This window comes from Cutibacterium namnetense, assembly GCF_001642025.1.
Taxonomy (GTDB): domain Bacteria; phylum Actinomycetota; class Actinomycetes; order Propionibacteriales; family Propionibacteriaceae; genus Cutibacterium; species Cutibacterium namnetense.
Genome location: NZ_LWHO01000002.1, coordinates 26,344 through 50,029, shown reverse-complemented (window position 1 = coordinate 50,029; position 23,686 = coordinate 26,344). Strand labels below are relative to the sequence as shown.

The window sequence follows — 23,686 nt, the reverse complement described above, 5'->3', positions numbered from 1 at the left end:
ACACGTGCGGAGCATCATCTGGGACATGGGAGGAACGCTGATCGACACTTACCCGGAGGTCGATCGAACCCTCGCGGAGGTCATCTGGGCCCAGCCCAGTAAGGAGCAGCTGGCCGAGGTGGCACGGCTGAGATCGCAGTCAATCGCCCATGCCACCGACGAGTTGGCTGCCCGTCACCACGTACCACCGACACAACTCAACAAGGCATACTCCGCCCTCAAAAAGAAGTGGATACACAACCCTGCGCCGCTCATGGCGGGAGCAGCTGACGTTATGGCGGCGGTACGTCAAGGCAGCGGGCTCAACCTCGTCGCGACCCATCGTGATCGCACCAGTGCAGAAGACCTCTTGCGCGCCCTCGGGGTACAGGTCGACGATTTGGTGTGCGCACCCGACGGTTTCGCCCGCAAACCTGATCCCCAGATGAACCATGTACTGATGGAACGCCACGGGCTAGATCCGCACGACGTCGTCGCCGTGGGTGACCGCCCCATCGACGTCGACGCCGCGCATGCGGCTGGGATTGAAGGGATCTTGTTATCTAGGAAGCCGCAGCCGGGGATACCCACGATTAATGCCCTCAATGACCTACTCACGTATTTGTGAGCAGCGATCCAATTCCAAGAATTTCCTTAACGGGGAAGAATTTTTGGGAACGAAGCTGCGGCATCGATTTCATATTTCATCATATTGTGTGCCACAAAGACTGGACTCCATAGCGGAGGCCGCTGGGCCCACGGCAACCAAACCCTCGGGGGGAAAGCCAGTCTCGGCCATTTGGCGGAACGACTTAGCAAGGTCATCGCCTCCAGCACCAGGCCGACAGATGATGAGAACTGTGTCATCACCCGCAATTGTGCCAATGATTGCGTCAATACCCGAGGAGTCGATCGCGGAGCCTAAATATTGAGCCGCGCCGGGCGGGGTCTTAATAACCACCGCGCCATCGTTGCTGTTCACCTCAGTACACAACGAATGACACATGCGAGCCAAGTGGTTCCGAGCTGGGAGCCCCGTCGTCACATGGGAAGGATGCTCACCCTCAGGAATGCTGTACTGGAAATTCCCCAATTGATCCCGGCCACGCACCGCTCCCGCATCCTTGAGATCTCTGGAAAGAGTGCCCTGGCTCACGACTATTCCTTCGGCAGCCAGCCTCCGCGCCAATTCAGCTTGCGAGGATATCTGCTCAGACCGGATCAAAGCACTGATACGGGTTAGCCGAGCCGCTCTGGATACGAGAACCGCTCTGTGATCATCGTTGTTCAACAATACCGCCTCTTTCACAACACAATCGTCACGAGCACCCCAGAGCCTCAGCCCACGGCAAACCCCGCCGGGAGTCTCTAGCGTGATCGTGTACATCGTATACGATCACGCTAGATCTTCCTAATCCATCACTGTCAGGGGATGATGGCAGTCCCGTGGGTGCCGGCGACCAAGCCCTGGATATCCTCCAGCGACCCAATCACAGCACGTTTTCCGGTTGCCAACGCGAAGTTGCAGGCAGCCTTAACCTTCGGACCCATCGAACCGGCAGCAAACTCCGTGTTAAGGGCCTCTTGTGCGTGCATCTGCTCGATGCGCTCCTGACCGGGTTCGCCCCAGTTACGGAACACACCGGCCACATCGGTGGCGATGACAAGCAGATCTGCATCGACACGTACGGCGAGTTCGGCGGAGGCAAGGTCCTTGTCGATGACTGCCTCAGCTCCGTGCAGGGTGCCGTCCTCGTCATAGACGCAGGGGACGCCGCCTCCTCCGGCGCACACCACCATGACACCGGAATCCACCAACTGCCGGATCGCCTTCTGCTCGATGATGTTCCTGGGCTGCGGTGAGGCGACCACCCGCCGGTAGTACTCACCGTCCGGGGCTATCGACCAACCCTTTTCAGCCGCCAACCGTTTGGCGGTTTCTTCGTCGTAGACCGGACCGATCGGTTTCGTGGGATTGTCAAACGCAGGATCATCGGCGTCGACGACCGTCATCGTGACCATGGTGACGATCTGCTGATCCTTGGGCATCACATTGCCAAGCTCCTGCTCGATCATGTAACCGATCATGGCCTGCGATTCTGCGCCCAACACGTCAAGGGGATAGATCCCAACCTCTTCGTAGGCCGTCGACTGCAGCGCCAACAAACCTACCTGAGGACCATTACCGTGGGCCACGACGACTTCATGATCGACCGCAACCTCCTTGATGTGACCTGCGGCAATACGCACATTGGCGCGCTGATTTTCCGCCGTCATGGTCTCCCCACGCCGCAGCAGCGCGTTTCCACCAAGTGCAACCAAAACTCTCATTGTTTCGTTCTCCCTAAGGTCACGCGTCAGGCCAAAGAGGACACGAGGACGGCCTTGATGGTATGCATGCGGTTTTCCGCTTGATCAAACGCGATGCAGGCAGGCGACTCGAAGACGGATTCCGTCACCTCAATACCATTAGCCAGCTCCGGGTAGGTTTCAGCGACCTGGGCACCAACCGCCGTCTCACTGTTGTGGAATGCCGGCAGGCAGTGCATCACCTTGACGCGCGGGTTGCCAGCAGCCTTGACCAACGTATCATTGATCTGGAAGGGCAACAGGGTCTCAACTCGCTCGCTCCAGCTCTCCACGGGCTCTCCCATGGACACCCACACGTCGGTGTGGATGAAGTCGACATCGCGCACGGCCTCCTCCGCAGACGCGGTCACTAGCACCTTGCCACCGGACTGCTCAGCCCACTCACGGCAACGCTCCACCAGCTCCGCTTCAGGCTGCAGCCCCTCGGGAGCACCGATACGCACATCCATGCCAAGCTTGGCACCCAGCAGCAGAAGCGAACGGCCCATGTTGTTACGTCCGTCGCCAACGTAGGCGAACTTGATCTGGTGGAAGGGCTTCTCGGCGTGCTCACGCATGGTGAGGGCGTCAGCGAGCATCTGAGTCGGGTGGAACTCATCGGTCAGGCCATTGAACACTGGGACGCCTGCGTACTCAGCAAGCTCATCCACCGTCGACTGATGGAATCCTCGGTACTCGATGCCGTCATACATACGCCCTAGGACGCGGGCCGTATCCTTCATGGACTCCTTGTGGCCAATATGGGATCCGCTGGGCCCCAAGTAGGTCACATGGGCACCCTGGTCGTGAGCTGCCACCTCAAAGGCACAACGCGTGCGAGTCGACGCCTTCTCGAAGATGAGGGCAATGTTCTTTCCTTTAAGGAGCGGCTGCTCCGTCCCGCAGTACTTGGCCTCCTTGAGGTCTGCGGCCAGATTGACCAGAAAACGGATTTCCTCGGTGCTGTGATGAGCCAGCGATAGCAAGTGGCGATTCTTCAAATTAAAAGCCATGATATGACGTTCCTTTCTTAGATATGTCCGCGCGACGAACGCATGTTACCTGTTTTTCGTTTCGGGGATTTATCAGTAATCCACCGGATCACGGGTGATCGGGCAAGTCATGCAGTGACCGCCTCCTCGACCGCGTCCCAACTCAGCGGCCTTGATCTCCACGACCTCTACCCCGGCCTTCGCGAGCAAAGCATTGGTCGCAGTGTTGCGATCGTAGCCAACGACGACACCAGGCTCGAGAGCCACCACGTTGTTGCCGTCGTCCCACTGCTCACGTTGGGCCTGCCAACGATCGCCACCGGTCTCGACGGTACGCAACCCGTCAAGCCCCAAGGAGCTGGCAACGACGTCAGTGAAGTGACGATCGTCGACACGTACCGAGAATCCTGCCGGCTCGCTGCTGGGCTCGAGCACCAAAGAGGTGATGGTATCGACCACGGGCTTGTAGAGGGTCACGAGGTCGACGTCGCAGAAACTGAACACCGTGTCGAGATGCATAGAAGCTCGGTCTGGCGCCATGGCTGCGACCACGATCTTGCGCGCTGCATTCTGGGAGAACAGGGAACGAGCCAGCTGGGTAATGGCTTGCCATGAGGATCGCTCCCCCATCCCGATAAGCACCGTGCCGTTACCAACCGGCATGATGTCGCCGCCCTCGAGGGTGGACATGCCATGATCGGCCTCGGCGTAGCCATACCAGACTTTGAAGTCACGTTCGGCGAAGAGGGGTGCCGGGTGTAGATGGCACTGGCCAGGACCGTCTCGTGCTGGCGAGCTGGCCAGCGCATCGGGTTGAAGGTGACGCCACCGAAGATCCATGCCGTGGTGTCCCGGGTGAACTGGGTATTAGGCAGCGGTGGAATGAGGAATTCATTTTCACTGTGTGCCTTGATAAGCGCTCCGAGGACGTGCTTGCGCCTGTCGGCAGGCACCTCCCCGTAGGCCACTCCACCGATGAGATGCTCGGCCAAAGTATCCGAGGGCATGTCATCAAGCCAATCCCGAACGTCCTCGTCAACACCCAATCCAACCGCATTGGGGGACAATTTCCGATCAAGTACCCAAGCACGACCCTCCGGAGTGTCAAGCACCTCGGATAGCAGTTGATGCATCTCATGGACGACAATTCCACGCTCGCGCATCTTGGCCACGAACTCCCGGTGATCCTCCTGCGCCTTCTCGACCCAGAGGACGTCGTCAAAGAGCAATTCCCTGCAATTACTCGGAGTGAGTCGGCGATGCGCTAGACGTGGTTCACAGACCAGCACCTCACGCAGCTTTCCAACTTCCGACCATGCGCCGATGGGAGTAGTCATTTCTCAACCTTTCATCCTGGAGGCAATCAGCCCCCTTGCCATGGCAATCACCGCAGCACCGCAGGATTGTCCCTTAGTTATCATTGATTATGTATTTATTTATGACCGAGGATACGGTTTCAAACCCAGAGCGGAGAAAGGGGTCACGTCAATGACAACCTCCCAGTAACTATGAAGATAATGGCCGCCACAGAGATCAACGCCAGCACAACAAGGATGCCGATCTCGTAGGGTTTGAAAATTCGTTTGGCCTTCTGCTCCCGCTTAGCCCAAACGAACACTGCAGCACCAGGCAGGTAAAGCAGGGCGGCAAGCATGAGGGCATCCGCCCCTGCAGCAACGACGAGCCAGATACCGTACAACGTTGCGACGGTTGCAACCACGGCGTCACGCACTCGCTGCGACCGCGGACCATCCTCATAGGTTTCCCCCTTGATCACCATCTTCAGAGCGAATGCGGCCGACAACAGATACGGCACCAGGATGAGAGCAGCGGCCAAGGTCGCCATCGCCAAGTAGGCACCGTCCCACAGCACCGTCATCACGAGACAGATCTGGGAGACGATGTTGGTGATCCACAGCGCGGGAGCGGGAGCCTCATGCTTATTGATTCGCCCGAACAACTTCGGCATGGTGCCGTCCTCGCCCGGCACCTGCATCGTCTCACCGCATAGCAGAATCCAAGCCAGGAGAGCCCCAAGCAGGGAGACGATGACACCGGCGCTGACAAGCACCGAGCCCCACGGACCGACGACCGACGACAGAACGTCGCCCATGGACGCGTCAGGCAGACCAGCCAACTTGGCCCTATGCATGATTCCCATGCTCAGGAGGTTGACTCCAATGAGGAGAACCAGGACGAAGAGGAAACCACCGATCGTCGCCTTACCCACATCCGAACGCTTGCGAGCACGCTTCGAGTAGATCGATGCACCCTCGATCCCGATGAACACCCACACGGTGACGAGCATCATGCTCTTGGTCTGGGCGAAGACACTGCCCAAGCCCGCGTGGGCTCCCCAGAAGTCCTCAGTGAACACACCGACGTCGAATGCCACGGCACAGATGGCAATAAATGTCACCAGCGGCACAATTTTGGCAATCGTGGCGATCGTGTTAACAAAAGCAGCGGTGCGAATCCCAGCCAGGACAAGCGCATGGGTCAACCACAGCAGAACCGACGCCGCAAGCACCGCCCAAACGGTGTTACCACCCGCGAACGCAGGAACGAACTTGCCGACGGTTGAGAAAAGCAGCACCAGGTATCCGACGTTGCCAATGAGAGCAGAGAGCCAGTAGCCCCACGCCGAATTGAACCCAACAAAATCACCAAAACCAGCCTTGGCATAGGCATAGATACCGTTATCCAGATCAGGACGACGAACAGCCAGTTTCTGGTAGACCATTGCCAAGCAGATCATACCGATTCCGGTGATCGTCCAACCGATCACCATGGGGCCAGGACTTGCAGCGGAAGCAATATTCTGTGGAAGTGAAAAGATACCTCCACCAATCATAGAGCCGACGACAAGGGAAAGCATTGCAGGAAGTGATAGCTTCCCAACATTGACATCTTTATCTATCGAAACTTCTGTAGACATCGGTTCAGCGACTTGCTCAGCCATACTCACCTCTACACCCTTCGCCACACCATTGTTGCGATGGCCAGATGGCGAAGTTTCTGGCCTGAGGGCGAGAATAGGGACGATCTGCAACGAACGTCAACCGGCTCCAACCGCCATCTGACGCCATATTTAATCAATATTGAAAATTTATTGTGTTCTGTGGAAACACTTCCGCCCGAAGACTGCGAGCCGGTCTCCGTCGCACCACGGTTCCGGCTCTGATCCATGCGAATCTAATAACGCCGTGGCCGATCTATATTCATTCCGTAGTCTCTTCAGCGGCCCGCAAGCGATCACAAAGCCGCGCCGTAGCCACCTCTACCAGATCACTACGACCCCTCAACGAGACGCTCTTCATCGAGATCAGCCCCACGTGGCCATGGAGGTCAATCCCAACACCCCAAGCACGTGCCCAGCGCTGACAACGCCGGGCACGCCGGTGAAACAACCGAATCGAGCAGGCCACTGTCCCGCGGAGGCGTCTCTGCTCGCGGAACCGGAGTCAGTGGTCCAATAGATCAAGCAGCCGCTGGGCTGCAGCAGCGGATGAAGCCGGGTTTTGGCCAGTGACCAGCGTCTTGTCCGTCACGACGTAGCTATCACCGTCAGGGCCCTTGCTATACCGGGCGCCCACTGCCTTAAGGGAGTCCTCCACGAGAAAGGGAACGACGTCGGTCAGGTCGGCGGACTCCTCCTCACCGTCAGTGAAACCGGTCACCGAACGACCGGCGACAAGCGGCGTTCCGTCCTGCTTCTTGACGGCGTACAACACGCCGGGGGCGTGACACACCAGACCCAGCGGTCGCCCCGCAGCGTCACTGTTCAGAATGATCTGCTGCGACGCCGGATCGTCCACCAAGTCCCACAGCGGACCGTGACCGCCCGGGTAGAAGACGGCGTCAAACTTGGTGACATCGACCTCCGACAACGGGGCGGTGTTCGCCAAAGCGCATTTGGCCTGCTCGTCGGCATCGAAACGGCGGGTGGCATCGGTCTGCATTTGCGGCAGCGAACTCGTCGGGTCGATCGGTGGCTGCCCACCCTTCGGCGAGGCCAGGGTGATGTCGTGTCCAGCGTCACGGAACACGTAGTAGGGGGCGGCGAACTCCTCCAGCCAGAAACCCGTCTTGCGGCCGGTACTGCCCAGCTGGTCGTGGGAGGTGAGAACCATGAGGATTCGAGACATGACGGGTGTTCCTTTCTGAGTTTCGTGCGGTGGTGCTTTTCGCAATAGTTGCGCATGCTGGCGGAGCAGCCGATGCTCCCGGGGACCGGCCCGGGAGCACCTGATGTCAGTCGTCGACGACAGTCACGTCAACGCGGATGTTGCCTCGGGTGGCATTCGAGTAGGGGCACACCTGGTGGGCCTTGTCAGCGAGCTCCTGAGCCTCATCGTGCGGCAGAGCCGGGATAACGACCTCCAGCACGACGGCGAGGCCGAACCCCTCCCCGGCCTGACCGATCGAGACCCGCGCTCCCACCGAGGAGTCGCCGAGGCTCTTCTTCGCTTGGCGAGCCACCATTTGCAGGGCGGAGTGGAAGCATGCGGCATAACCAGCCGCAAACAGCTGCTCCGGGTTCGTACCCTTACCGCTACCACCCATCGCGACGGGAATAGCCAGATCCTCAGACACGAGGCCGTCGGCGCTCTGGACGTGACCATTGCGGCCCGCACCGGTGGCAATGGCCTCAGTGGTGTAGACCGGCTTGATCTCGATCATGGTTTCTCCTTGCTCACTAGACGAATGCGCGCTGCCACTTCTGTCGTGCAGCTTCATAAAGAACCCTAGCGCGCAACTAGGTTGTGCCCAATCTTGCCGTGCAACTAATATCCTCCCCGTTGTGCACGATCAAACGCTCGACCTCGATCATCAATTCTGTTTCTCCCTCTACCGGGCGAGCAGGGCGGTGACGCGCGCCTACCGACCGCTACTCGAGGGCATCGGCCTTACCTACCCCCAATATCTGGCCATGCTGGTGCTGTGGCACGCTGAAGGCCCCGTAGGCGTCACCGACATCGGGGCGCGATTGCACCTCGACAGCGGCACCCTGACGCCCCTACTGCGCCGCCTGGAAGAAGCCGGTTTCATTACCCGAGCCTGGAGCAACGACGACGAGCGGCGACGCATCATCGGTCTTACGGAGGACGGACGCGCATTGCGTCACCAGGCCGCGGCTATACCCACGCGGATGCTAGCGCTGTATCCTGCCCCACCGCAGGAGCTGGCCCAGGTAAAGGCATTTCTTGACGACCTAGCCGCTCAGCTTGAGTAACGACTCAATGGACCATGCGAGATCATTTGACGACGCTGCCAGCATAGGATCCACGAACCGCTCTCGGTGCCCAAACCTCATCGCGGTCTGACGAAAGGTTCCCCTCCACCATGCATCTGCTCCTACTGGCGATCATCTATTTGGCGTTCATCAGCCTGGGTCTACCCGACTCCCTGGTCGGCGCAGGGTGGCCGGCCATGCATGACAGTCTCGGCGTATCGGTATCGTTTGCCGGGTTCATTACCTTCATTATCGCCACCGGAACCATCATCTCGAGCCTGATGTCCGACCGACTCACACAGCGCTTCGGCCCAGGACGAGTGACTGCGACAAGCGTCGCACTCACAGCCGCAGCACTGTTCGGTTTTTCATTCTCAACTCAGTTTTGGATGCTGTGTCTGTGGGCGATGCCGTATGGACTGAGAGCTGGGGCAGTCGACGCTGCACTCAACAACTATGCAGCCGTGCATTACACCGCTCGGCACATGAACTGGTTGCACGGCTTTTGGGGACTCGGAGCATCGATCAGCCCGTTTATCATGAGTCGGGCGCTAAGTAGCGGACACGGGTGGCCGTCGGCTTATCGCACGGTCGGAACTTTGCAGGCGATACTGACAGCGATCCTCATCGTCAGTCTTCCGTTGTGGGGCAGGAAGCGAAGGACCAATGACAGTCACTCCACACTGCCGTCCGACCACGCGCCGATACGCGCAGTTTTGGCGATCCCAGGAGTGCCTGCGGTACTGGGGGCCTTCTTCTCCTACTGTGCTGTGGAGAGCACCTCGATGCTGTGGGCGGCATCGTACTTAGTCTCAGTGCGAGGGACGGATGGCGCGACCGCCGCAGCTTTCGCATCGCTCTTTGTCCTGGGAATCACCGCAGGCCGATTCTTGACCGGACTCGTGGCCGAACGCATCGGCGACCGGATGCTCGTGCGTGGCGGGTTCATCACAGTGGGGGTTAGCGTCGTCCTCGTCGGGCTACCCGGTATGCCCTCATGGCTCACCCTGGCAGGTCTGGTAATTGCAGGGCTCGGGTCCGCACCAATCTACCCTGCGATCATCCACTCCACCCCAACCACTTTCGGCGCGCACAACTCACAGGCGATCATCGGCATTCAGATGGCCGCGGCATACGTCGGGACGACGCTTGCTCCCCCACTGTTCGGGGCGATCTCGGCCAGCTCCGGTTTATGGGTATTGCCGCTATATCTGGTCGTCCTCGTCATCTTCGGCCTGGTGATGTCCGAGCAGGTCGCCCGACGCGGTCACGCCAGGACGCAGTAACACGCGACCAACGTAGATCACTTCCTCGCCGGAGCATTTGTTAGCGAAGACTGCTGTCCCAAGATGCGGTTAAGTCAAGCAGGTACCAAGCCAGAGCTACACGTTAAATCGGAATTCCACGGTATCTCGTTGCACAGTTACTTTCTCGTTAACACCATCCCCACCGGGATGGGCGTGGACGTCAACGTGAAGATCTTGGACAGCTTCGCCACACACGTCGCCCCCGCGTTGGGTTGGCTGCCGAACCGCGAAGGCCCAGTTACCGGCTATCTCATCGACTAATTCCCGCAGGTCGCAAGCTCTTCGCTCCAATGTCAGTTCAGTGCGTGTTGAACAGTTCAGTGAATGATGTATAGTTCAGCACATGCTGACCATTTCTTCACGCCTCGACGTCATGAACCGGCTCGGCCGGGCCATGGCGGATCCGACGCGTTCCAGAATCCTGATGACCCTACTCGACGGCCCGAGCTACCCGGCCGTGCTCTCGGACAGCTTGAATCTGACCCGCTCGAACGTCTCGAACCACCTGACCTGCCTGCGCGACTGCGGCATCGTCGTCGCCGAGCCAGAAGGCCGCAAGACCCGCTACGAAATCGCCGATCCGCACCTCGCGGCAGCGCTCGACGCGCTGGTGAACGCGAAGTTGGCTGTCGACGAAAACGCCCCCTGCATCGACCCTGAGTGTTCGGTGCCCGGCTGCGGCGAGAAGGGAGCGGACGCATGAGCTCGGCGTGTGGGTGCGAACACGAACCCGCCACGGAGATCGAAGAGCTCGATCGGCCATGGTGGAAGGACCCCGAGTTGCTACTGCCGATCTTCTCCGGCGTAGCCCTCTGCATAGGTCTGGCGTTGGACTGGTCCGGGCTGGAGACACCCGCGACAGTACTGTTCTGGGTCGGCCTGCTGTTGGGCGCATACACGTTCGCGCCTGGAGCGATCCGGAACCTTGTCACGAAGCGCAAGCTCGGCATTGGCCTGCTGATGACGATCAGCGCGGTTGGCGCGGTGATCCTCGGCTTCGTCGGAGAGGCCGCGGCGCTAGCGTTCCTATACTCGATCGTCGAGGCACTGGAAGACAAGGCGATGGACCGGGCCCAGGGCGGACTGCGGGCACTGTTGAAGTTGGTACCGCAGACCGCGACGGTGCTACGCGACGGCACGGCGGTCGAGGTCGCAGCGAAGGACCTCGTGGCTGGTGAGCTGATGCTCGTGCGCCCCGGGGAGCGGATCGCCACGGACGGCATCATTCGGTCTGGGCGCTCCAGCCTTGACACCTCAGCGATCACCGGAGAATCCATTCCGGAGGAGGTCGCGCCCGGCGACGAGGTCCCCGCGGGAGCGATCAACTCCGCCGGTGCGCTGGAGGTCGAAACGACCGCAGCTGGAACGGACAACTCACTGACCACACTCGTGGACCTGGTCGAGCAGGCGCAGGCGGAAAAGGGCGACCGCGCCCGGATCGCCGACCGGATTGCCCAACCCCTAGTGCCCGGAGTGATGATCCTGGCAGTGCTGGTCGGCGTGATCGGCTCGCTGCTGGGCGACCCCGAGACGTGGATCACGCGTGCGTTGGTGGTTCTGGTCGCAGCGTCGCCGTGCGCGCTAGCAATCTCCGTGCCGCTGACGGTCGTGGCCGCGATCGGCGCGGCCAGCCAGTTTGGCGTGGTCATCAAGTCCGGCGCGGCGTTCGAGCGGCTCGGCGGCATCCGTCACCTGGCGGTGGACAAGACCGGAACCCTCACTGGCAACCAGCCCGAGGTTACCGGCGTGGTCCCGGCAGACGGATTCGATCGGGCGCAGGTGCTTGCCTTCGCGGCAGCAGTTGAGCAGCAGTCGACGCACCCTCTCGCCGCGGCGATCGCGGCCGCGGGGCCCGAAGCACCCGCCGCCCTAGACATCAGCGAGGAAGCCGGACACGGCATCGGCGGCACCGTCGAAGGCCGACGGGTGCTGGTGGGCAGCCCCCGGTGGATCGATGCCGGGCCACTGAAGGCAGACGTTGAGCGCATGGAGTCCGAGGGCCAGACCTGCGTCTTGGTCACCGTCGATGGCGCCCTAGCCGGGGCGATCGGGGTCCGCGACGAGCTGCGGCCCGAGGTACCCGAAGCCGTGCAGACCCTGCACGCCAACGGCGTGGAAGTGAGCATGCTCACCGGCGACAATACTCGCACCGCCCGGGCGCTGGCTGCAATCGCCGGAATCGACGACGTGCGCGCCGAGCTGCGCCCAGAGGACAAGGCAAGCATCGTCGCCGAACTCTCCTCCAAGACGCCGACGGCGATGATCGGCGACGGCATCAACGACGCTCCGGCATTGGCGGGCGCGACGGTGGGCATCGCGATGGGAGCGACCGGTTCTGACGCCGCGATCGAGTCCGCTGACGTCGCCTTCACCGGCCACGACCTCCGGCTGATCCCGCAGGCGCTGCAGCACGCCCGCCGAGGCAGCAGGATCATCAACCAAAACATCGTGCTGTCTCTGGCCATCATCATCGTGTTGATGCCGCTGGCGATCAGCGGCGTGCTGGGCCTGGCCGCCGTCGTGTTGGTTCACGAGGTCGTCGAAGTCATCGTGATTTTGAACGGCCTGCGGGCTGCGCAAGCGAAGCGCTGAGTCGAGTTACGTTGGCGCCATTTCAAAACTCGTGCTGCCGTGCTTCATCGACACGGCCCGCGACTACCCGGGCAGTGCGTTTGGCAAAGGGCCCGACACCCATCAGGGTTGCCGAGCCGTCGCCGGTCCAGTTGCCGTAGCCGACGAGATGCAGATTCTTCACCGCGGGTTCGCGGCCACGCATGAGGTGGCGGAATGGGCCGAGGACCGGACGGAAACCAGTGCACCAGATCAGATGGTCGTGGTCGAGCTCGCTCAAACTATCGAAGACGGGGGTAGCGCTGAGCGGGCCGGAATCGCGGAGCTCACGGAGATGAGGAAGCGCGACAATGTCCCCGAGGTTCGGGCCGGAATCGCCACCGAGAATCCGGCGGCGCCTACGTCTCTTGTTCCTGCAGTAGAGCAGCTGCGTCGAGTTGGTGTGAACCTGAACCAGGCGCTCCGCAAGGGTGCTGCCGTCGATGACAGCCTCCTTCACGAGGTGATGGTTGCGGTGGACGAGGTGCGTGCCTCGCTCGGCGACCGGACGCGGACATGAGCACCGTGAACGTCCGCCCCTCGACCAATGCTGCAGGAGCCGTGGGGTACATCCTCTACGGGCGTGACCCTGAGGTGCGCAGGGAGCTCCTCAGGGTCGGATCGACACGTGCGGCCGCGTATGCGATGTCCATGGTCGACGGCGGGTCGACTCCGGCGGAGTTCATCGCGTGTGCTGAGGCGCACGCCGCTGCTCATGGCCGAACGAACCAACTTCAGAGCTACGTTCTGGCGTTCCACCCTGACGAGTTCGACGTGACCTCGCAGGCCGACCTTGAACGCATCCGGGACGTGGCCGTCGAACTCGCGGAACGCATGCACAGCGCTGACTACATGGTCGCGATGCACTCTGATTCCGCCGGAGGTCACGGGCATGCACACATCCTGGTCATCAACCACGACAACCTCACCGGTAAGAGCCTCCAGCGGTACACATCGTGGAAGCACGGACTGCGCCAGTTGAACGACGAGCTGATGGCAGACGAGGGCCTGCGGGTGCTCCCCGATCCCGCGGAACCAAAGCCCGACTGGGAGCTGCGGCGCGAGGAATCCGCGCCGGGCGGATTCGAGCAGGCCCTCGGGGACAAGGTCTATGACGCACTGACCGACTCGCGCTCAACGAATCGCGAGGCGTTCGAGCACGTCCTCGCCGAGCGCGGGGTCACGCTCGCGGTGACGAACCGCGACGGTTGGAGTTACAAGATGCGCCGGGATGACAACGGGAAGCTCGGACGGAAGAAGGCCTCGGCGCTGACACCCGAATTCACGGCCGAAGGTACTCAAGAGATCTTCGACTATCACGCACAGAAGGGACAGGCTCATGGGAGCGCTGGACAGGATCAAGCAGGCCGACGAGCAGCAGAAGACTACGGAGCTCCTGGAGAACTTGATCTCACAGCACGACGCCAACATGCAGCAGATCGCGAAGCTGACGAACACCGTCGCCGACCTGACCGAGTACGTGAAGGTGATGGACGAGGAGCAGATGACGCGGCTGGATCGCCTGTCGACCTCGCGGCAGCACGAGCTTCCCTCCACGCTGTCGCTCGACGCCGAGACGAAGAAGCGGCTGAACGAGATCGAGAAGACGCTGAGCGCCGTCGCGCACCAGCTGAGCAGCAGCGAGGTCGTGAAGCTGCCCGACGGGTCCTCGGTCACCAGGGCGGACCTGGCCGCATACACGATGACACAGAAGATCAGCGAGGAGCTGAAGACGACGACTTCAGCCTCGGCTGACCTCGCCGAGGCCGTCCGTAAGCGCGGCCACGTCCGTATCGACACGGGCAAGCTCACCGAGCACGCTGTGAAGGTACTCGATGACCGACTTGCAGAGGCTGTCGAGGTTCCCGTCCAGAGGGTCGAGAAGACCGTCGAGGGGCTCGAAGAGCGGTTGGTCAGGCTCGGCCCCGAGAAGCTCGCCGAGCTTACCGGCCGCGCCCACGAAGTGGTCAGCGCCGTCGGGCGGGCCGAGCGGCGAGTCGAGCGACTTTCGGCGAGGGTCACCTGGGCGACGGTCGGTCGTATGTGCCTTGCCCTGGTCCCGTTCACCGTCGCGTTCATCATGCTCACGGGGATGGTCGGCGGGATCACGCAGATGCTCGGCCTCGGACCGCTGCTCGGATGGGCCTGAGACTCCGTCGCCGCCGCGAGTGCCTGGTGGGCGAAGGCACTCATTGCCCTCGCCGCCCTCGGCGGATGCGCTCTGTTCGCCTGGCTGCTCTGGTGACTCGGAAAGAAGCTCTACGAGAGCTACCGCGGCTGGTAGTCGGAAGAAAAGCGAGTGCCCGTAGCCGAAGCTACGGGCACTCTGAACTCAGTCGACGTCGGGGTCATCGCCGAACAGCTCGGCATCGGTGTCGTAATACCCGAGAAGGTCGCGCTGCTGGCGGATCAGCTCGACGGTTGCCTTGTGCAAGGCGAGCAGGTCATGGAGGTGACCCTCCTCATCGCCCATCTCGGGGTTGCCGACCCACCAGCGAAACGATTCGGCGTGGCTGTAGGCGTTGGACTCAGCACTCATGATCGTTCCCTTCACAGGTCCCTGAAGACGTACACGGAGATCGCGTCGGCTCGGACAACCGTGTAGTCGTGTTCGAGGTCGCGTGTCCAGGCAACCCAGTTGAAGTAGCGCACAAGCTCTTCCGGCGCGTCCTGCGGGATGAGGCCGATCTCCTCGGCGAGAGTCTCGGCGTAGTCCCGGAAACTGCCCCAGGTTCCGCAGAAGCGCTCTTCGAAGTCGGGAACAGACGGCAGGTCTCCGGTACCTTCGGCGACGTAGCTTCCGGAGGCCGTCCAGGCGCACAGGGCCTCGCGCTGATGCTCGGGGACCGCGAGGAGGACGCGCGCCCACTCGGCGGCTTCCGCCGGGCTCATCTCGCCCGAGGCGGGGATGTTCTCGTGGTCCATGACCCACAGCTCTTCGCGTCCACTGCGTACACGATGAGCCCCGCCGTGGACGTCGGCGAGGGTGACTTCGTCGGCGGTCTCGGCGTTGAACCACTCGCCGACGAGGCGAGCGTTGTTGTAGCAGGCGAGGCAGCCGATCCAGGCTCGTGGAGTGATATCGGTGTTCGTTCGTGTGGTCATGGCGGGTCTCCTCCGTGGTTGAGGAGAGCGGCGGGCGCGACAGGCAGTCGTGCTCGGTGAATCGACGCGCTTACGCCACGTCGCCGCTCTCAAGAGGTCTCCCGGCCACGCTCCGCGTGGCTACCCAACCAGGTGGTCTACCTCCAGTCGACGACGACAGACTCGGTCCTGAACCCCTTGCGCCCGCGCGGCTGCGGGAGAAGCGTGATCGTGGCGAGGGTGTCGACGGTCTGACGCCGGAGGTCAAGTGACGCTTCCCGAAATGCTGCGGCAGGGTCATCGACGCCCAGGATCGGCGACAACGCGCCCGCACGGCTTTGCATCAGCCTTTCGGCCTCCAGCTCCTGGATACGCGCTTCTGCAGCGTCCCGTACGCGCTTGAGGTCGCGTGCCTCAATGATCTCGGCGTCGTAGTCGGCCTCGGCGCGCAGAATGCGCGCTCTCTGGTCGCTGATCGCCGAGTCGATGCCGGCCGCATGCGGCCCACCGTCCGCGACCTCGACCATCACCCTCGCGTCCTTGCGCGCAAGACGCTTGGCGATGACCGTGGTGACGAAGTCGTCGATGGCGGCGCCCGAGCGGACGATGTGGCCCGCGCACTTGTACCCGCGCGGCGCCCCGGTAACCTTCTTCCCACACGTCTCGCCGGTGTCCTCATTGACGTATCCGCACCGGTAGAGCCCGCTGCCGAGGTGCTTGCGCTTGGTCGAGCCGGATGTGTTCGTCACCCGCTCCGTGTCGTCGAGGACTTGCTGTGCCTTCCACCAGGTCTCGTCGTCAACGATCTGCTCCCACTGCCCTCGGATCGGCTCACCGGCGTCGTCTCGGAGGATCTGTGCCTTCCACATCCGGCGCCGCTTCCCGTCAGCCTGGGCAAACTTCGGGGTGTACGTACTCAGCGCCGCGTAACGAGGGTTCCGCAGGATGCCCAGCACGGTCGAGGGAGACCACGGACCGTCCTCGACGATCGGCCGGGGTTCGAGGCCTTGCCGCTCGCGGGCGGCGGCACGCTCGACACTCACGGTGTGCGTGTGCTTGGGAAGGGGCGAAAGACCATCGATCTTCTCGGAGTCGCTGAGCGCCCGCGCGAGCGAGCGCAGCGATTCAGGGTGCTCGATCCTAGTGAACAGGTCGTAGATCGCCCTCACGGCCTCAGCCTCGTGGGGGATCACTTCGCCGTCTACGGCGTAGCCAAGTGGGCGCATGCCCTTCGGGGCACGCCCCTGCATGGCGCGCTGACGCTGGGCGGCAGACTGACGGGCGCTCTTGCGCTCCATCTCGGCACGCGCCACGGCGGCTTTGATGCGTGCATACATGCGCCCGCCGTCGGTGGAGAGGTCCGCGTCGCCGTTCGCCGTAACGAGGGCGAGTCCGCGCAGCTCAGCGGCGTCGATCCAGTCCTCCAGCTGTCGGGGCTGCCTGGTGAGCCTATCGAGGTCGTAGCAGATGATCGCGTCGAACCGTCCGAGCAGGTAGTCCGCAACCATACGGTCGTAATCCGGACGGATCGTTGTTCGGTCAGTGGCGCTCTTGGACTGGTCCACGTAGGTCTCGATGACGTCCCAGCGCCGGAACTGGGCGAGGTTCTCGCAGTCCTCGCGCTGGCGGTCGATGGCGAGTCCGTCCATCTCGCGGTCCTGCGAGATGCGGAGGTAGATGGCTGCCTTGCGAGGTGCGGTCGAACGCCCGTTCACGAGTCAAGGCTACCGCTAGACGTAACTCCCGTCCAGCACTATAGCCATCGCGTTCTTACCTCTGCAAGACAACACCGACCTGCCCGAGCGGTGGATGCGAAGATTCCCGCGAACACGGTGGAGGTATCCCGAAACCGAGTTTTCTCAAGACACCATCGTCAGCCGGGTTGGCAAGATCCGCGTCATGCTCCACGGGGCAGCTGAACGATTCACGAGGCGCACGATTAGGTCGCCACAACGATCACGACACCCACACCAATGACCGCGAGCGCCGAGTAGAACGGCAGGATGGACCAGGATTTCCAGATGCCCCATTCAGGGAGATAATCTCGAACGAACGCGCGCCACTTGGTCTCCGCCGACATCCCGTCCTCAGGAGGCTCGTCGGCATCTGAGGGGTCGAGGGTGAAGTCCGGGACCATCCGGCGCGACCGCGCGACGGTGTTGTAGAGCTTCCGGAACCTCTTCTCGCTCCGGAGGTAGTTCGCATCCAGATACGCGAACAACATGACCGAGACAAGCCCGAGCGCTGCGAGCGGCCATGAGTCCTGCGTCAGGGCGAATCCGAACGTAGCGGTCACGATCGGCAACAGCCAGCCCTTTACCGACGCGGATGCGGCGGACTGTCGAGTGACGACAGCCTGAATGCAGTCCAAGTGCTTGCGCCGGTCATCGGGACTGAGAGCAGGCGCCTCGACAGCCAGGTTCCCGACAGCACCGCGCACCCGCTGAAGCGCCTTGTCCTTCTCCGCCTCAGAGAAGTCGGTCTCGTCGGGCCAGATCGGCCCCATGGCGTCATTCTCCCAGCGCGGGACCAGGTGGATGTGCAGGTGCGGTACGGACTGGGTGGCGGCTTCTCCGTTGGACTGGATGACGTTCAAGCCGTCGGGGACGAGAGCATCGCGAATCGCCGACGAGATACGAAGCGAGGTACGCGAGAGACGTGCCGCTTCCTCAGGTTTCAGGCTCCAGATGTCGGGAACGTGTCGTCGCGGCACGAGCAGGACATGACCGAGGACCGCGGGCTCAGTCGGGAAGAAGGCGACCACGTGGTCGTCCCGGTAGACCTCACGGGCGACGGGATCATCCTGCTGAACGATCTCACAGAACGGGCACTCAGGACGGCCTGTAGGCACGGTTATTCACCCAGCCCTCCAGGTTGTTCTCGATGTCGCGGTAGACCGCCTTACTGTCTCCGTCGACCGGGTCGATGAGCTCCACATAGTTGGCCATCGTTCCGCCGCCTGTCATGGAAATACTCGCGAACGGGTCGGCGCCGCGGGATGCTGTGTAGCCGTCCTTGTCGCGCAGACCGTGAATTCGCACGCCGAGCAATGGACGCTTGTCGTTCCACGCCTTGATGATCTCGTGCCTGACCCATCGGCTCTTCGAAGTTGTCGCACCGACGAGCACGATCACAGCCTTGGTGTAGTTCATCTGCTCGTGGATCCACTTTTCGATGGCGGCGTCGGTCTTGTACCGCACGGCTTCCCAGTCCTGCGGAGAGAACGCGGACCCGCCGGAGACCGCGCCCATGTTCATCACCTGCTGGACGCGCCAATTGTCGGGGTCGTACTGAAAACTGAAGAACACGGACTGCGTCATTGCTCTGCTCCTTCGGGTGCGGTCTTCTCGCCGTCTGCTCGTCTCGCGGCACGCATCGCTATCATTTTAGTAGTCACTGGCCAGCTCCGATTCGTATAGCGCCCTGGCGCTCTTGGCTGCGCGGATCGACTCACGGACACGCGGCTTCGTGATGTCCAGGACCCGGAGCACGCCGCCGGTCTCTGCGACCGACTCGATGCGGCGGAAGTCGTCTGCGAAGCGCTCGGCGAAGTCGGCAAGGCCACGCAACTTCGGAAGCGCATCGGAGAGGTGGTGGCCGTGTGGGTCTACGAGGTCCACGGCGACGCTGCCGTCGTGGTTGGTGCCGAAGAAGATGAAGTCCGGACGCAGCGCCTTCCAGTCGCCCACCTCGTCCCTGTAGGCCACGGCGAGGGATTCCTTTGCCGCGCGGTCGGGGTTGCGGTACCAGCCCTGGAAGCCGGGCTGTGCGGCTTCGGAGTCGAGGACCTTCCGCTCCCACTCGTTCAGTGTGATCGGCACTGTGCCGTCCTCAGCGGCTAGCAGGTGCATCTCGCGGGTGGGCAGGCCTTCTTCGGTGCCGTCGGGATGACGCACCTTGGTGTCTGCCTGGCCGTTCCTCGGGACGACAAGGCTGATCGGTTCGGGCGTCGTCGACATCGACTCCAGCCCGTCGTACGCGGCCTGACGCTCATCGCTCAGTCCCTTGCGCGCGACGCGGGTATCCGTAAGCCACTGTCGCGACAGTTCATCGGCCTCGTGTTCGACAGCCTGGGCGATCTCGTGTACTCGGCCGAGTGAGGCGAGGGTGATGTGCGCTTCGAGGAGGTCGTCCTCGTCCCCGTCTGGCCCGACGAGGTGGTCGACGTAGGACGAGCACAGCGCTGGACTCAGTATCCGCGTGGCTGTGCGGTAGTAGTCCTCGATTGCGCGAGGGTCGGCGCTCACGGAGAACGCACGATAGGAGAATCCGCCTCCGACTCGGCCGCGGACTTCTTCGCCCTCCATCGTGAGCACGTCCTGGCGTGCTTCGTCGACCTTCTCCTTGTACTGCACGGCGCGCCCGTCGAGCACGGCGTGGAGGTGCTTGTGCGCCTTCTCCACGGCTTCGTCCAGAAGGTGATCTTTCGACAGCGCCGTCGCCAGGGCGGTGAGCCGACGGATGGGCTTCACATTCTTCTTCGGGATCGTTACCGACGGGATAGCCGCGAAGCGCCCCCACACGGCCTGGGCGATCGCCGGGTTCGGGTTTAGCACGATCGGGTCGAATAGCACCCGGCGCCCAAGTCCACCGCCGCCATCTTCACCCTCGTCGGCGTCCTTGCTCGTAGCGCCCTTCATGAGCAGTTCCGCGACTTCTGTGGCAGTCTTGCGATCGAAGAGCGGCAGTAGGCAGTCCACCGAGTTGAGCAGTTCGTTGCCGGGGATGCGCCGGGCGAGCGGTGTGCGCATCATCCGTCCGAGCAGCTGTGTGATGTGGGTGCGATCCTTGGCGGGCCGGAACGAGACGAGCACCTCGGCCCGTGGACAGTCCCAGCCGGTCGAGATTGCACTCTTGGCCAGCAGCACCCGCACATGCGTGGCGTCCTGGACGCGCTGCGGCTCGATGTACGGCACGACCTGTTGTCCTACGGTCAAGTCCGTGTGCTCTCCGAAGACGTTCGCCACGGCGTCGTAGGGCAGCTCCGGCCAGGCCTCGTAGATCGTGTCCAGCGTCCGAGTGAGGGTCTCCTGCGAGGGCTTGTCCCCGACCTGGACCACCAGCAGTGGGCGAACGGCTTCGGCCTCGCCCTGCTCACGCGCATAGTCCTGCCACGCGCTCTCGGAGGCCCTGATCTTCTCGACGGCCTTGGTCAGGAGCACGGTCTCGAACGCGCCGTCCTCGGCGGGGATCGACAGGGCGATGTCGTCCTTCAACAACCCCGAAGCCTGAACCATCGCGGAGTCCACCTGCACCGATGGGAGCGCGTCACGGCCCTTGGCTTCCTTCATCGCAGTCTCGAAGCGCTCAACCGTGGCCGAGATGCCGAAGACGACCGGCATAGCAGGCACGCTGCTCTGGCCGTTGATGAGGCGCTGCACGATGGTGGACCGTTCGCGTGCGCGCGTCCCCATGCCGCGATGCGCCTCGTCCAGCACAAGGTAGAGGGTCAGGTCCTCGTTGGCGATAGTGTTTGTGATCGTGTCGTAGATGGACGACTGGACCTCGTCGGGACGAGGTTCGAGGCCTGGCAGCGCGTCGTCGCTGTTGACTTCCGGCGCACCCTTGACCAGGCGGGAGTTCTTGCTCAACTTCTGCGTGTTGAGGAAATAGACGTTGCCGGGTCGGAACGAGGGCTCGGAGAACGTCGTCGGCACCACCCGGAGGCGGTGGTCCAACTTGCTTGCCGCAGCCTGGATGCGAGCACGCGACTGCTCGTTCAGCGCCGGGTCGTCGGAGAACCACAGCACCACCGCGCCAGGGTCCGGTGCCATGTCGAACTCGTCGCTGCCGAAGAACAGCGCCTCGATCACGGCGGCAGCCATCACGGTCTTGCCCGCGCCCGTCGTCGCTGCGAGGGAGAACTGCGACTTCGCGGTGTACCGGCGGTAGGAGTCGCGGGCACGTTCCAGGTTCCGCAGAACGTCACGCACGGTCTCGGCCTGGTAATCCTTTAGCGTGTATCGCATCTACAGGCTCCGTCCCGTGTTGATCTCGAAGTTCTGGAGGTAGGACTCATACAGCCGCACCGGGACGATCGCACCAGGCAGTTCTCGGCACGCCATCTGGAAGGCGCTGTCGTCGTCCGTGACGACGTACACGATCTCGATGCTCTCTCGTGTACTCACTGCGGCAACGAACTCATCCAACTGGTCCAAGTTCTCCAGCACGCCATAGGAATCAGCCACGCCCCAACCGTCTTCGCCGAGGTCATAGATGATCCGACCGCGAGAGCCTGCACGCAGCCACAGCATCGGCGCGACTCGCTCGAACGACCGGTTGTGCCGCACAGACAACGGCGCTTCGTAGGTCAGCGTGAAGAACGCCGCGTTCTCATCCAAGCCCTCCGACATCGGGAATTCGTCGTTGAACTTGTAGCCGCTATTGATTGCCAACCCCTGTGGGGTTTGTCCGGTAATGGCCGAAGTGAGACGCGGCTTGGTGATGTAGTCGCAGATTCCGAGCGCTTCCCATTCGGCGTCGCCAGGACGTAGCCCGCGTGCACGAAGTCCTGTCTGCTCGTCAGCAGAGACCTCGTTGTTCGTAACTCAAATGCATTGACGACGACCGCCGTCCTGCCGGTTCAACCGCATCACAGCATGAGCTGTGGTACCAGATCCGGAGAAGAAGTCAAGTACGACCGCATCGGGCTTCCCAGTAACTAATGGACGCAAAGTGTCCTCAACTGCGTACAGCGATTTTGGGAACGGGAATGTACGTCCTGCTCCAAGGAGAGACCCCACTAGGTCAGTCCCATGTGCGCCAGCATCATGGCTCGATCGATGCCAGACAGTGCGTATACGACGCGCCGCAGTGTCTACGTAGACAACGTCAGCAACACCGGTCACTTCATCATAGTTTCGGACTTCTAAGAGTCCGACGCTCAGATCATCCCGTACTTGTCGCGATAGGTACGAGACAGCCCAGGTTCCGCGCTTCTTATCAAAACGCCCCAATGAAGCAAACCCTTGCTGTATCAACGAATTTAGGGTCGACCGCCCAACCCCCCAACGACCCTCCTTCATGTCCCGCCTAATAGGCCAGATCGGCGTCAGGCCATCCTGCGGGCTGAAGTCAGGAGCTTCGTTAAGCGGCAATGCTTCGCCCGCGTGGCTGAGTCGACCAGTCGACTCGTCGAACCACACCGGATAGAACATATCTTTGCGGTCAGCTCGAAGTGAGTCGTCGCCTGACCGCAAGAGCCCCTTCCATCGAGGCCTCTGCAGTTCCCCTTCACCATCTGCCATGTCTCGATGCGTCAGAAGGTCGTCATCGACCGAACCGATTCGCGCGTCAGGACCAAAAACAAAGAACGCGTACTCTTCAACCCTCGAAAGATATCCCTGAGTGACGCCTTTAGGGTTGTTGACAATTGTGACGAGTTGCCGCGTAGATTCCGGGAAGAGCTGATCTAGCAACACGCCCAGACGGTTCACTTCATGCTCATCGATAGTTACCACAAGAGTAGCATCGCTACGCATGAGCTCCCGACAGATCTTCAACCGACGCTCCATGAACGCCAGCCATTTCGAGTGCCGGTAGTCGTCATCACTGGCGACGTAATCGTTGTCGTACTTCCAGTCCCTCGCCCCAGTGTTGTACGGCGGATCGATGTAGATGGCGTCGATGGAATGCCGGTGCGTGTAGGTCAGCATCTCCAGCTCGTGGTAGTTCTCAGCGTTGATTACCGTGTGGAAGGGCTTGTCGCCACCCCGCTCAACCCTGCCTGTCTCCACCAGGCCCGGGTAGATGCGATCCCGGAACTCTGCGACAACCACCACGTCGTCAGCGAGCACAACCTGCATCTCGGGCTCCTCAGCGTTCAACTCCGCCAAGTGCGCCACCCGCTGCCCATCGACACGCGCGATCCGCCTGACGCGCCACAGCCGCTGGTCTCCGGCCTTTGTCTCCCCCCGGGAAGGCAGCACACGCACCTTGTCGCCGCGACGTACAGCTCTACCGGGCAGCTCGACGGCCTCAGGCTGATGCTGCTCGAAGACGAGCCCGAAGGTGCGACGCTTAGTGAGCGCGGCGATCTCTGCTTCCAGATCAGCACCAAGTTGCGGATCGGCCTTGTGCGCCTGCCGCAGCAGCTCCGTCAGTCTCGACAATGGTGTGCCCTCCTCGTC

At 62.0% G+C, this 23,686-nt stretch carries 23 protein-coding genes and 2 pseudogenes; 9 read left to right on the top strand and 16 right to left on the bottom strand.

Features of this window, described 5'->3' with window-relative positions; all coding sequences use genetic code 11:
• The first annotated feature begins 4 nt into the window (after positions 1-4).
• Positions 5-607 carry an HAD-IA family hydrolase gene (locus A5483_RS03030; protein WP_002549323.1) on the top strand — a complete coding sequence of 201 codons (603 nt, stop codon included), beginning with the start codon at positions 5-7 and terminating at the stop codon, positions 605-607.
• A 69-nt stretch (positions 608-676) separates the two neighbouring features.
• Here the strand turns inward: A5483_RS03030 and argR are convergent, their stop codons facing one another.
• The 7 genes and pseudogenes from argR to A5483_RS02995 form a co-directional block, all read right to left on the bottom strand.
• Positions 677-1,366: an arginine repressor gene (gene argR, locus A5483_RS03025; protein ID WP_241497671.1), complete on the bottom strand. Its 690-nt coding sequence runs from the start codon at positions 1,364-1,366 to the stop codon at positions 677-679.
• Between the two features lie 38 nt (positions 1,367-1,404).
• A complete protein-coding gene (arcC, locus tag A5483_RS03020; RefSeq protein WP_002549320.1) occupies positions 1,405-2,310 on the bottom strand; it encodes a carbamate kinase in 906 nt (301 codons plus the stop codon).
• Between the two features lie 26 nt (positions 2,311-2,336).
• The gene (locus A5483_RS03015) at positions 2,337-3,341 is read right to left on the bottom strand and encodes an ornithine carbamoyltransferase (RefSeq protein ID WP_063810994.1); all 1,005 of its coding nucleotides are present in this window, start codon (positions 3,339-3,341) and stop codon (positions 2,337-2,339) included.
• A gap of 72 nt (positions 3,342-3,413) precedes the next feature.
• A pseudogene (locus A5483_RS03010) lies at positions 3,414-4,549 on the bottom strand (arginine deiminase).
• 251 nt (positions 4,550-4,800) lie between these two features.
• Positions 4,801-6,282: a basic amino acid/polyamine antiporter gene (locus A5483_RS03005; RefSeq protein WP_002549416.1), complete on the bottom strand. Its 1,482-nt coding sequence runs from the start codon at positions 6,280-6,282 to the stop codon at positions 4,801-4,803.
• A 502-nt stretch (positions 6,283-6,784) separates the two neighbouring features.
• The gene (locus A5483_RS03000) at positions 6,785-7,468 is read right to left on the bottom strand and encodes a type 1 glutamine amidotransferase domain-containing protein (RefSeq protein ID WP_063810993.1); all 684 of its coding nucleotides are present in this window, start codon (positions 7,466-7,468) and stop codon (positions 6,785-6,787) included.
• Positions 7,469-7,574: 106 nt separating this feature from the next.
• Positions 7,575-8,003, bottom strand: coding sequence for an organic hydroperoxide resistance protein (locus tag A5483_RS02995; protein ID WP_002549421.1), 429 nt, complete (start codon positions 8,001-8,003; stop codon positions 7,575-7,577).
• Positions 8,004-8,124: 121 nt separating this feature from the next.
• Between A5483_RS02995 and A5483_RS02990 the strand changes: the two genes are divergently transcribed.
• The 5 genes from A5483_RS02990 (at position 8,125) to A5483_RS02970 (ending at position 12,455) form a co-directional block, all read left to right on the top strand.
• Positions 8,125-8,556: a MarR family winged helix-turn-helix transcriptional regulator gene (locus A5483_RS02990; RefSeq protein ID WP_042842894.1), complete on the top strand. Its 432-nt coding sequence runs from the start codon at positions 8,125-8,127 to the stop codon at positions 8,554-8,556.
• A gap of 116 nt (positions 8,557-8,672) precedes the next feature.
• Positions 8,673-9,842: an MFS transporter gene (locus tag A5483_RS02985; protein WP_082863987.1), complete on the top strand. Its 1,170-nt coding sequence runs from the start codon at positions 8,673-8,675 to the stop codon at positions 9,840-9,842.
• Between the two features lie 129 nt (positions 9,843-9,971).
• Positions 9,972-10,124 carry a hypothetical protein gene (locus tag A5483_RS02980; RefSeq protein ID WP_200860321.1) on the top strand — a complete coding sequence of 51 codons (153 nt, stop codon included), beginning with the start codon at positions 9,972-9,974 and terminating at the stop codon, positions 10,122-10,124.
• Between the two features lie 82 nt (positions 10,125-10,206).
• The gene (gene cmtR / locus A5483_RS02975; protein WP_002549385.1) at positions 10,207-10,566 is read left to right on the top strand and encodes a Cd(II)/Pb(II)-sensing metalloregulatory transcriptional regulator CmtR; all 360 of its coding nucleotides are present in this window, start codon (positions 10,207-10,209) and stop codon (positions 10,564-10,566) included.
• Positions 10,563-12,455, top strand: coding sequence for a heavy metal translocating P-type ATPase (locus A5483_RS02970; protein ID WP_063810990.1), 1,893 nt, complete (start codon positions 10,563-10,565; stop codon positions 12,453-12,455). The genes cmtR and A5483_RS02970 overlap by 4 nt, the downstream gene beginning before the upstream one ends.
• 22 nt (positions 12,456-12,477) lie before the next feature.
• Here the strand turns inward: A5483_RS02970 and A5483_RS12265 are convergent, their stop codons facing one another.
• Positions 12,478-12,714 (bottom strand): hypothetical protein, encoded by a 237-nt coding sequence (locus A5483_RS12265; protein WP_206598481.1) that lies wholly within the window; start codon positions 12,712-12,714, stop codon positions 12,478-12,480.
• Between the two features lie 54 nt (positions 12,715-12,768).
• Here A5483_RS12265 and A5483_RS12260 point away from each other — a divergent pair, with 54 nt between their 5' ends.
• The 3 genes and pseudogenes from A5483_RS12260 to A5483_RS02955 all read left to right on the top strand — a co-directional run bounded on the left by A5483_RS12260 (position 12,769) and on the right by A5483_RS02955 (position 14,622).
• Positions 12,769-12,993: a hypothetical protein gene (locus tag A5483_RS12260; protein WP_176607876.1), complete on the top strand. Its 225-nt coding sequence runs from the start codon at positions 12,769-12,771 to the stop codon at positions 12,991-12,993.
• A pseudogene (locus A5483_RS12680) lies at positions 12,990-13,472 on the top strand (relaxase/mobilization nuclease domain-containing protein); the annotation flags it as partial. The gene A5483_RS12260 and the pseudogene A5483_RS12680, both read left to right, overlap by 4 nt.
• A gap of 340 nt (positions 13,473-13,812) precedes the next feature.
• Positions 13,813-14,622, top strand: coding sequence for a hypothetical protein (locus A5483_RS02955; RefSeq protein WP_241497670.1), 810 nt, complete (start codon positions 13,813-13,815; stop codon positions 14,620-14,622).
• 183 nt (positions 14,623-14,805) lie between these two features.
• Here A5483_RS02955 and A5483_RS02950 read toward each other — a convergent pair whose 3' ends face one another.
• The 8 genes from A5483_RS02950 to A5483_RS02915 form a co-directional block, all read right to left on the bottom strand.
• Positions 14,806-15,012: a hypothetical protein gene (locus tag A5483_RS02950; protein WP_235243804.1), complete on the bottom strand. Its 207-nt coding sequence runs from the start codon at positions 15,010-15,012 to the stop codon at positions 14,806-14,808.
• A gap of 11 nt (positions 15,013-15,023) precedes the next feature.
• Entirely contained in the window at positions 15,024-15,578 is a 555-nt protein-coding gene (locus A5483_RS02945) for an antirestriction protein ArdA (protein WP_063810989.1), read from the bottom strand.
• Positions 15,579-15,715: 137 nt separating this feature from the next.
• On the bottom strand, positions 15,716-17,272 hold the full coding sequence (locus A5483_RS02940; RefSeq protein ID WP_002549300.1) for a recombinase family protein: 1,557 nt from the start codon (positions 17,270-17,272) through the stop codon (positions 15,716-15,718).
• Positions 17,273-17,496: 224 nt separating this feature from the next.
• Positions 17,497-18,408, bottom strand: a complete 912-nt coding sequence (locus A5483_RS02935; RefSeq protein ID WP_063810988.1) for an HIT family protein — start codon at positions 18,406-18,408, stop codon at positions 17,497-17,499.
• Positions 18,389-18,877, bottom strand: coding sequence for a TIR domain-containing protein (locus A5483_RS02930; protein ID WP_002549409.1), 489 nt, complete (start codon positions 18,875-18,877; stop codon positions 18,389-18,391). The genes A5483_RS02935 and A5483_RS02930 overlap by 20 nt, the downstream gene beginning before the upstream one ends.
• 66 nt (positions 18,878-18,943) lie before the next feature.
• Positions 18,944-21,526 carry a DEAD/DEAH box helicase gene (locus tag A5483_RS02925; RefSeq protein WP_063810987.1) on the bottom strand — a complete coding sequence of 861 codons (2,583 nt, stop codon included), beginning with the start codon at positions 21,524-21,526 and terminating at the stop codon, positions 18,944-18,946.
• Positions 21,527-21,952, bottom strand: a complete 426-nt coding sequence (locus A5483_RS02920; RefSeq protein ID WP_082863979.1) for a hypothetical protein — start codon at positions 21,950-21,952, stop codon at positions 21,527-21,529.
• 153 nt (positions 21,953-22,105) lie between these two features.
• The gene (locus A5483_RS02915) at positions 22,106-23,668 is read right to left on the bottom strand and encodes a DNA methyltransferase (protein WP_153023070.1); all 1,563 of its coding nucleotides are present in this window, start codon (positions 23,666-23,668) and stop codon (positions 22,106-22,108) included.
• Positions 23,669-23,686 lie beyond the last annotated feature (18 nt).

Excerpts from the sequence above, each read along its gene's own strand:
- A5483_RS02970 (WP_063810990.1), top strand. The coding sequence starts at position 10,563 with ATGAGCTCGGCGTGTGGGTGCGAACACGAACCCGCCACGGAGATCGAA.
- A5483_RS02925 (WP_063810987.1), bottom strand. The coding sequence starts at position 21,526 with ATGCGATACACGCTAAAGGATTACCAGGCCGAGACCGTGCGTGACGTT.
- A5483_RS02955 (WP_241497670.1), top strand. The coding sequence starts at position 13,813 with ATGGGAGCGCTGGACAGGATCAAGCAGGCCGACGAGCAGCAGAAGACT.
- argR (WP_241497671.1), bottom strand. The coding sequence starts at position 1,366 with ATGTACACGATCACGCTAGAGACTCCCGGCGGGGTTTGCCGTGGGCTG.
- A5483_RS03005 (WP_002549416.1), bottom strand. The coding sequence starts at position 6,282 with ATGGCTGAGCAAGTCGCTGAACCGATGTCTACAGAAGTTTCGATAGAT.
- A5483_RS03015 (WP_063810994.1), bottom strand. The coding sequence starts at position 3,341 with ATGGCTTTTAATTTGAAGAATCGCCACTTGCTATCGCTGGCTCATCAC.
- cmtR (WP_002549385.1), top strand. The coding sequence starts at position 10,207 with ATGCTGACCATTTCTTCACGCCTCGACGTCATGAACCGGCTCGGCCGG.
- A5483_RS02995 (WP_002549421.1), bottom strand. The coding sequence starts at position 8,003 with ATGATCGAGATCAAGCCGGTCTACACCACTGAGGCCATTGCCACCGGT.
- A5483_RS12260 (WP_176607876.1), top strand. The coding sequence starts at position 12,769 with ATGAGGAAGCGCGACAATGTCCCCGAGGTTCGGGCCGGAATCGCCACC.
- A5483_RS02950 (WP_235243804.1), bottom strand. The coding sequence starts at position 15,012 with ATGAGTGCTGAGTCCAACGCCTACAGCCACGCCGAATCGTTTCGCTGG.
- A5483_RS02945 (WP_063810989.1), bottom strand. The coding sequence starts at position 15,578 with ATGACCACACGAACGAACACCGATATCACTCCACGAGCCTGGATCGGC.
- arcC (WP_002549320.1), bottom strand. The coding sequence starts at position 2,310 with ATGAGAGTTTTGGTTGCACTTGGTGGAAACGCGCTGCTGCGGCGTGGG.
- A5483_RS02930 (WP_002549409.1), bottom strand. The coding sequence starts at position 18,877 with ATGACGCAGTCCGTGTTCTTCAGTTTTCAGTACGACCCCGACAATTGG.
- A5483_RS03000 (WP_063810993.1), bottom strand. The coding sequence starts at position 7,468 with ATGTCTCGAATCCTCATGGTTCTCACCTCCCACGACCAGCTGGGCAGT.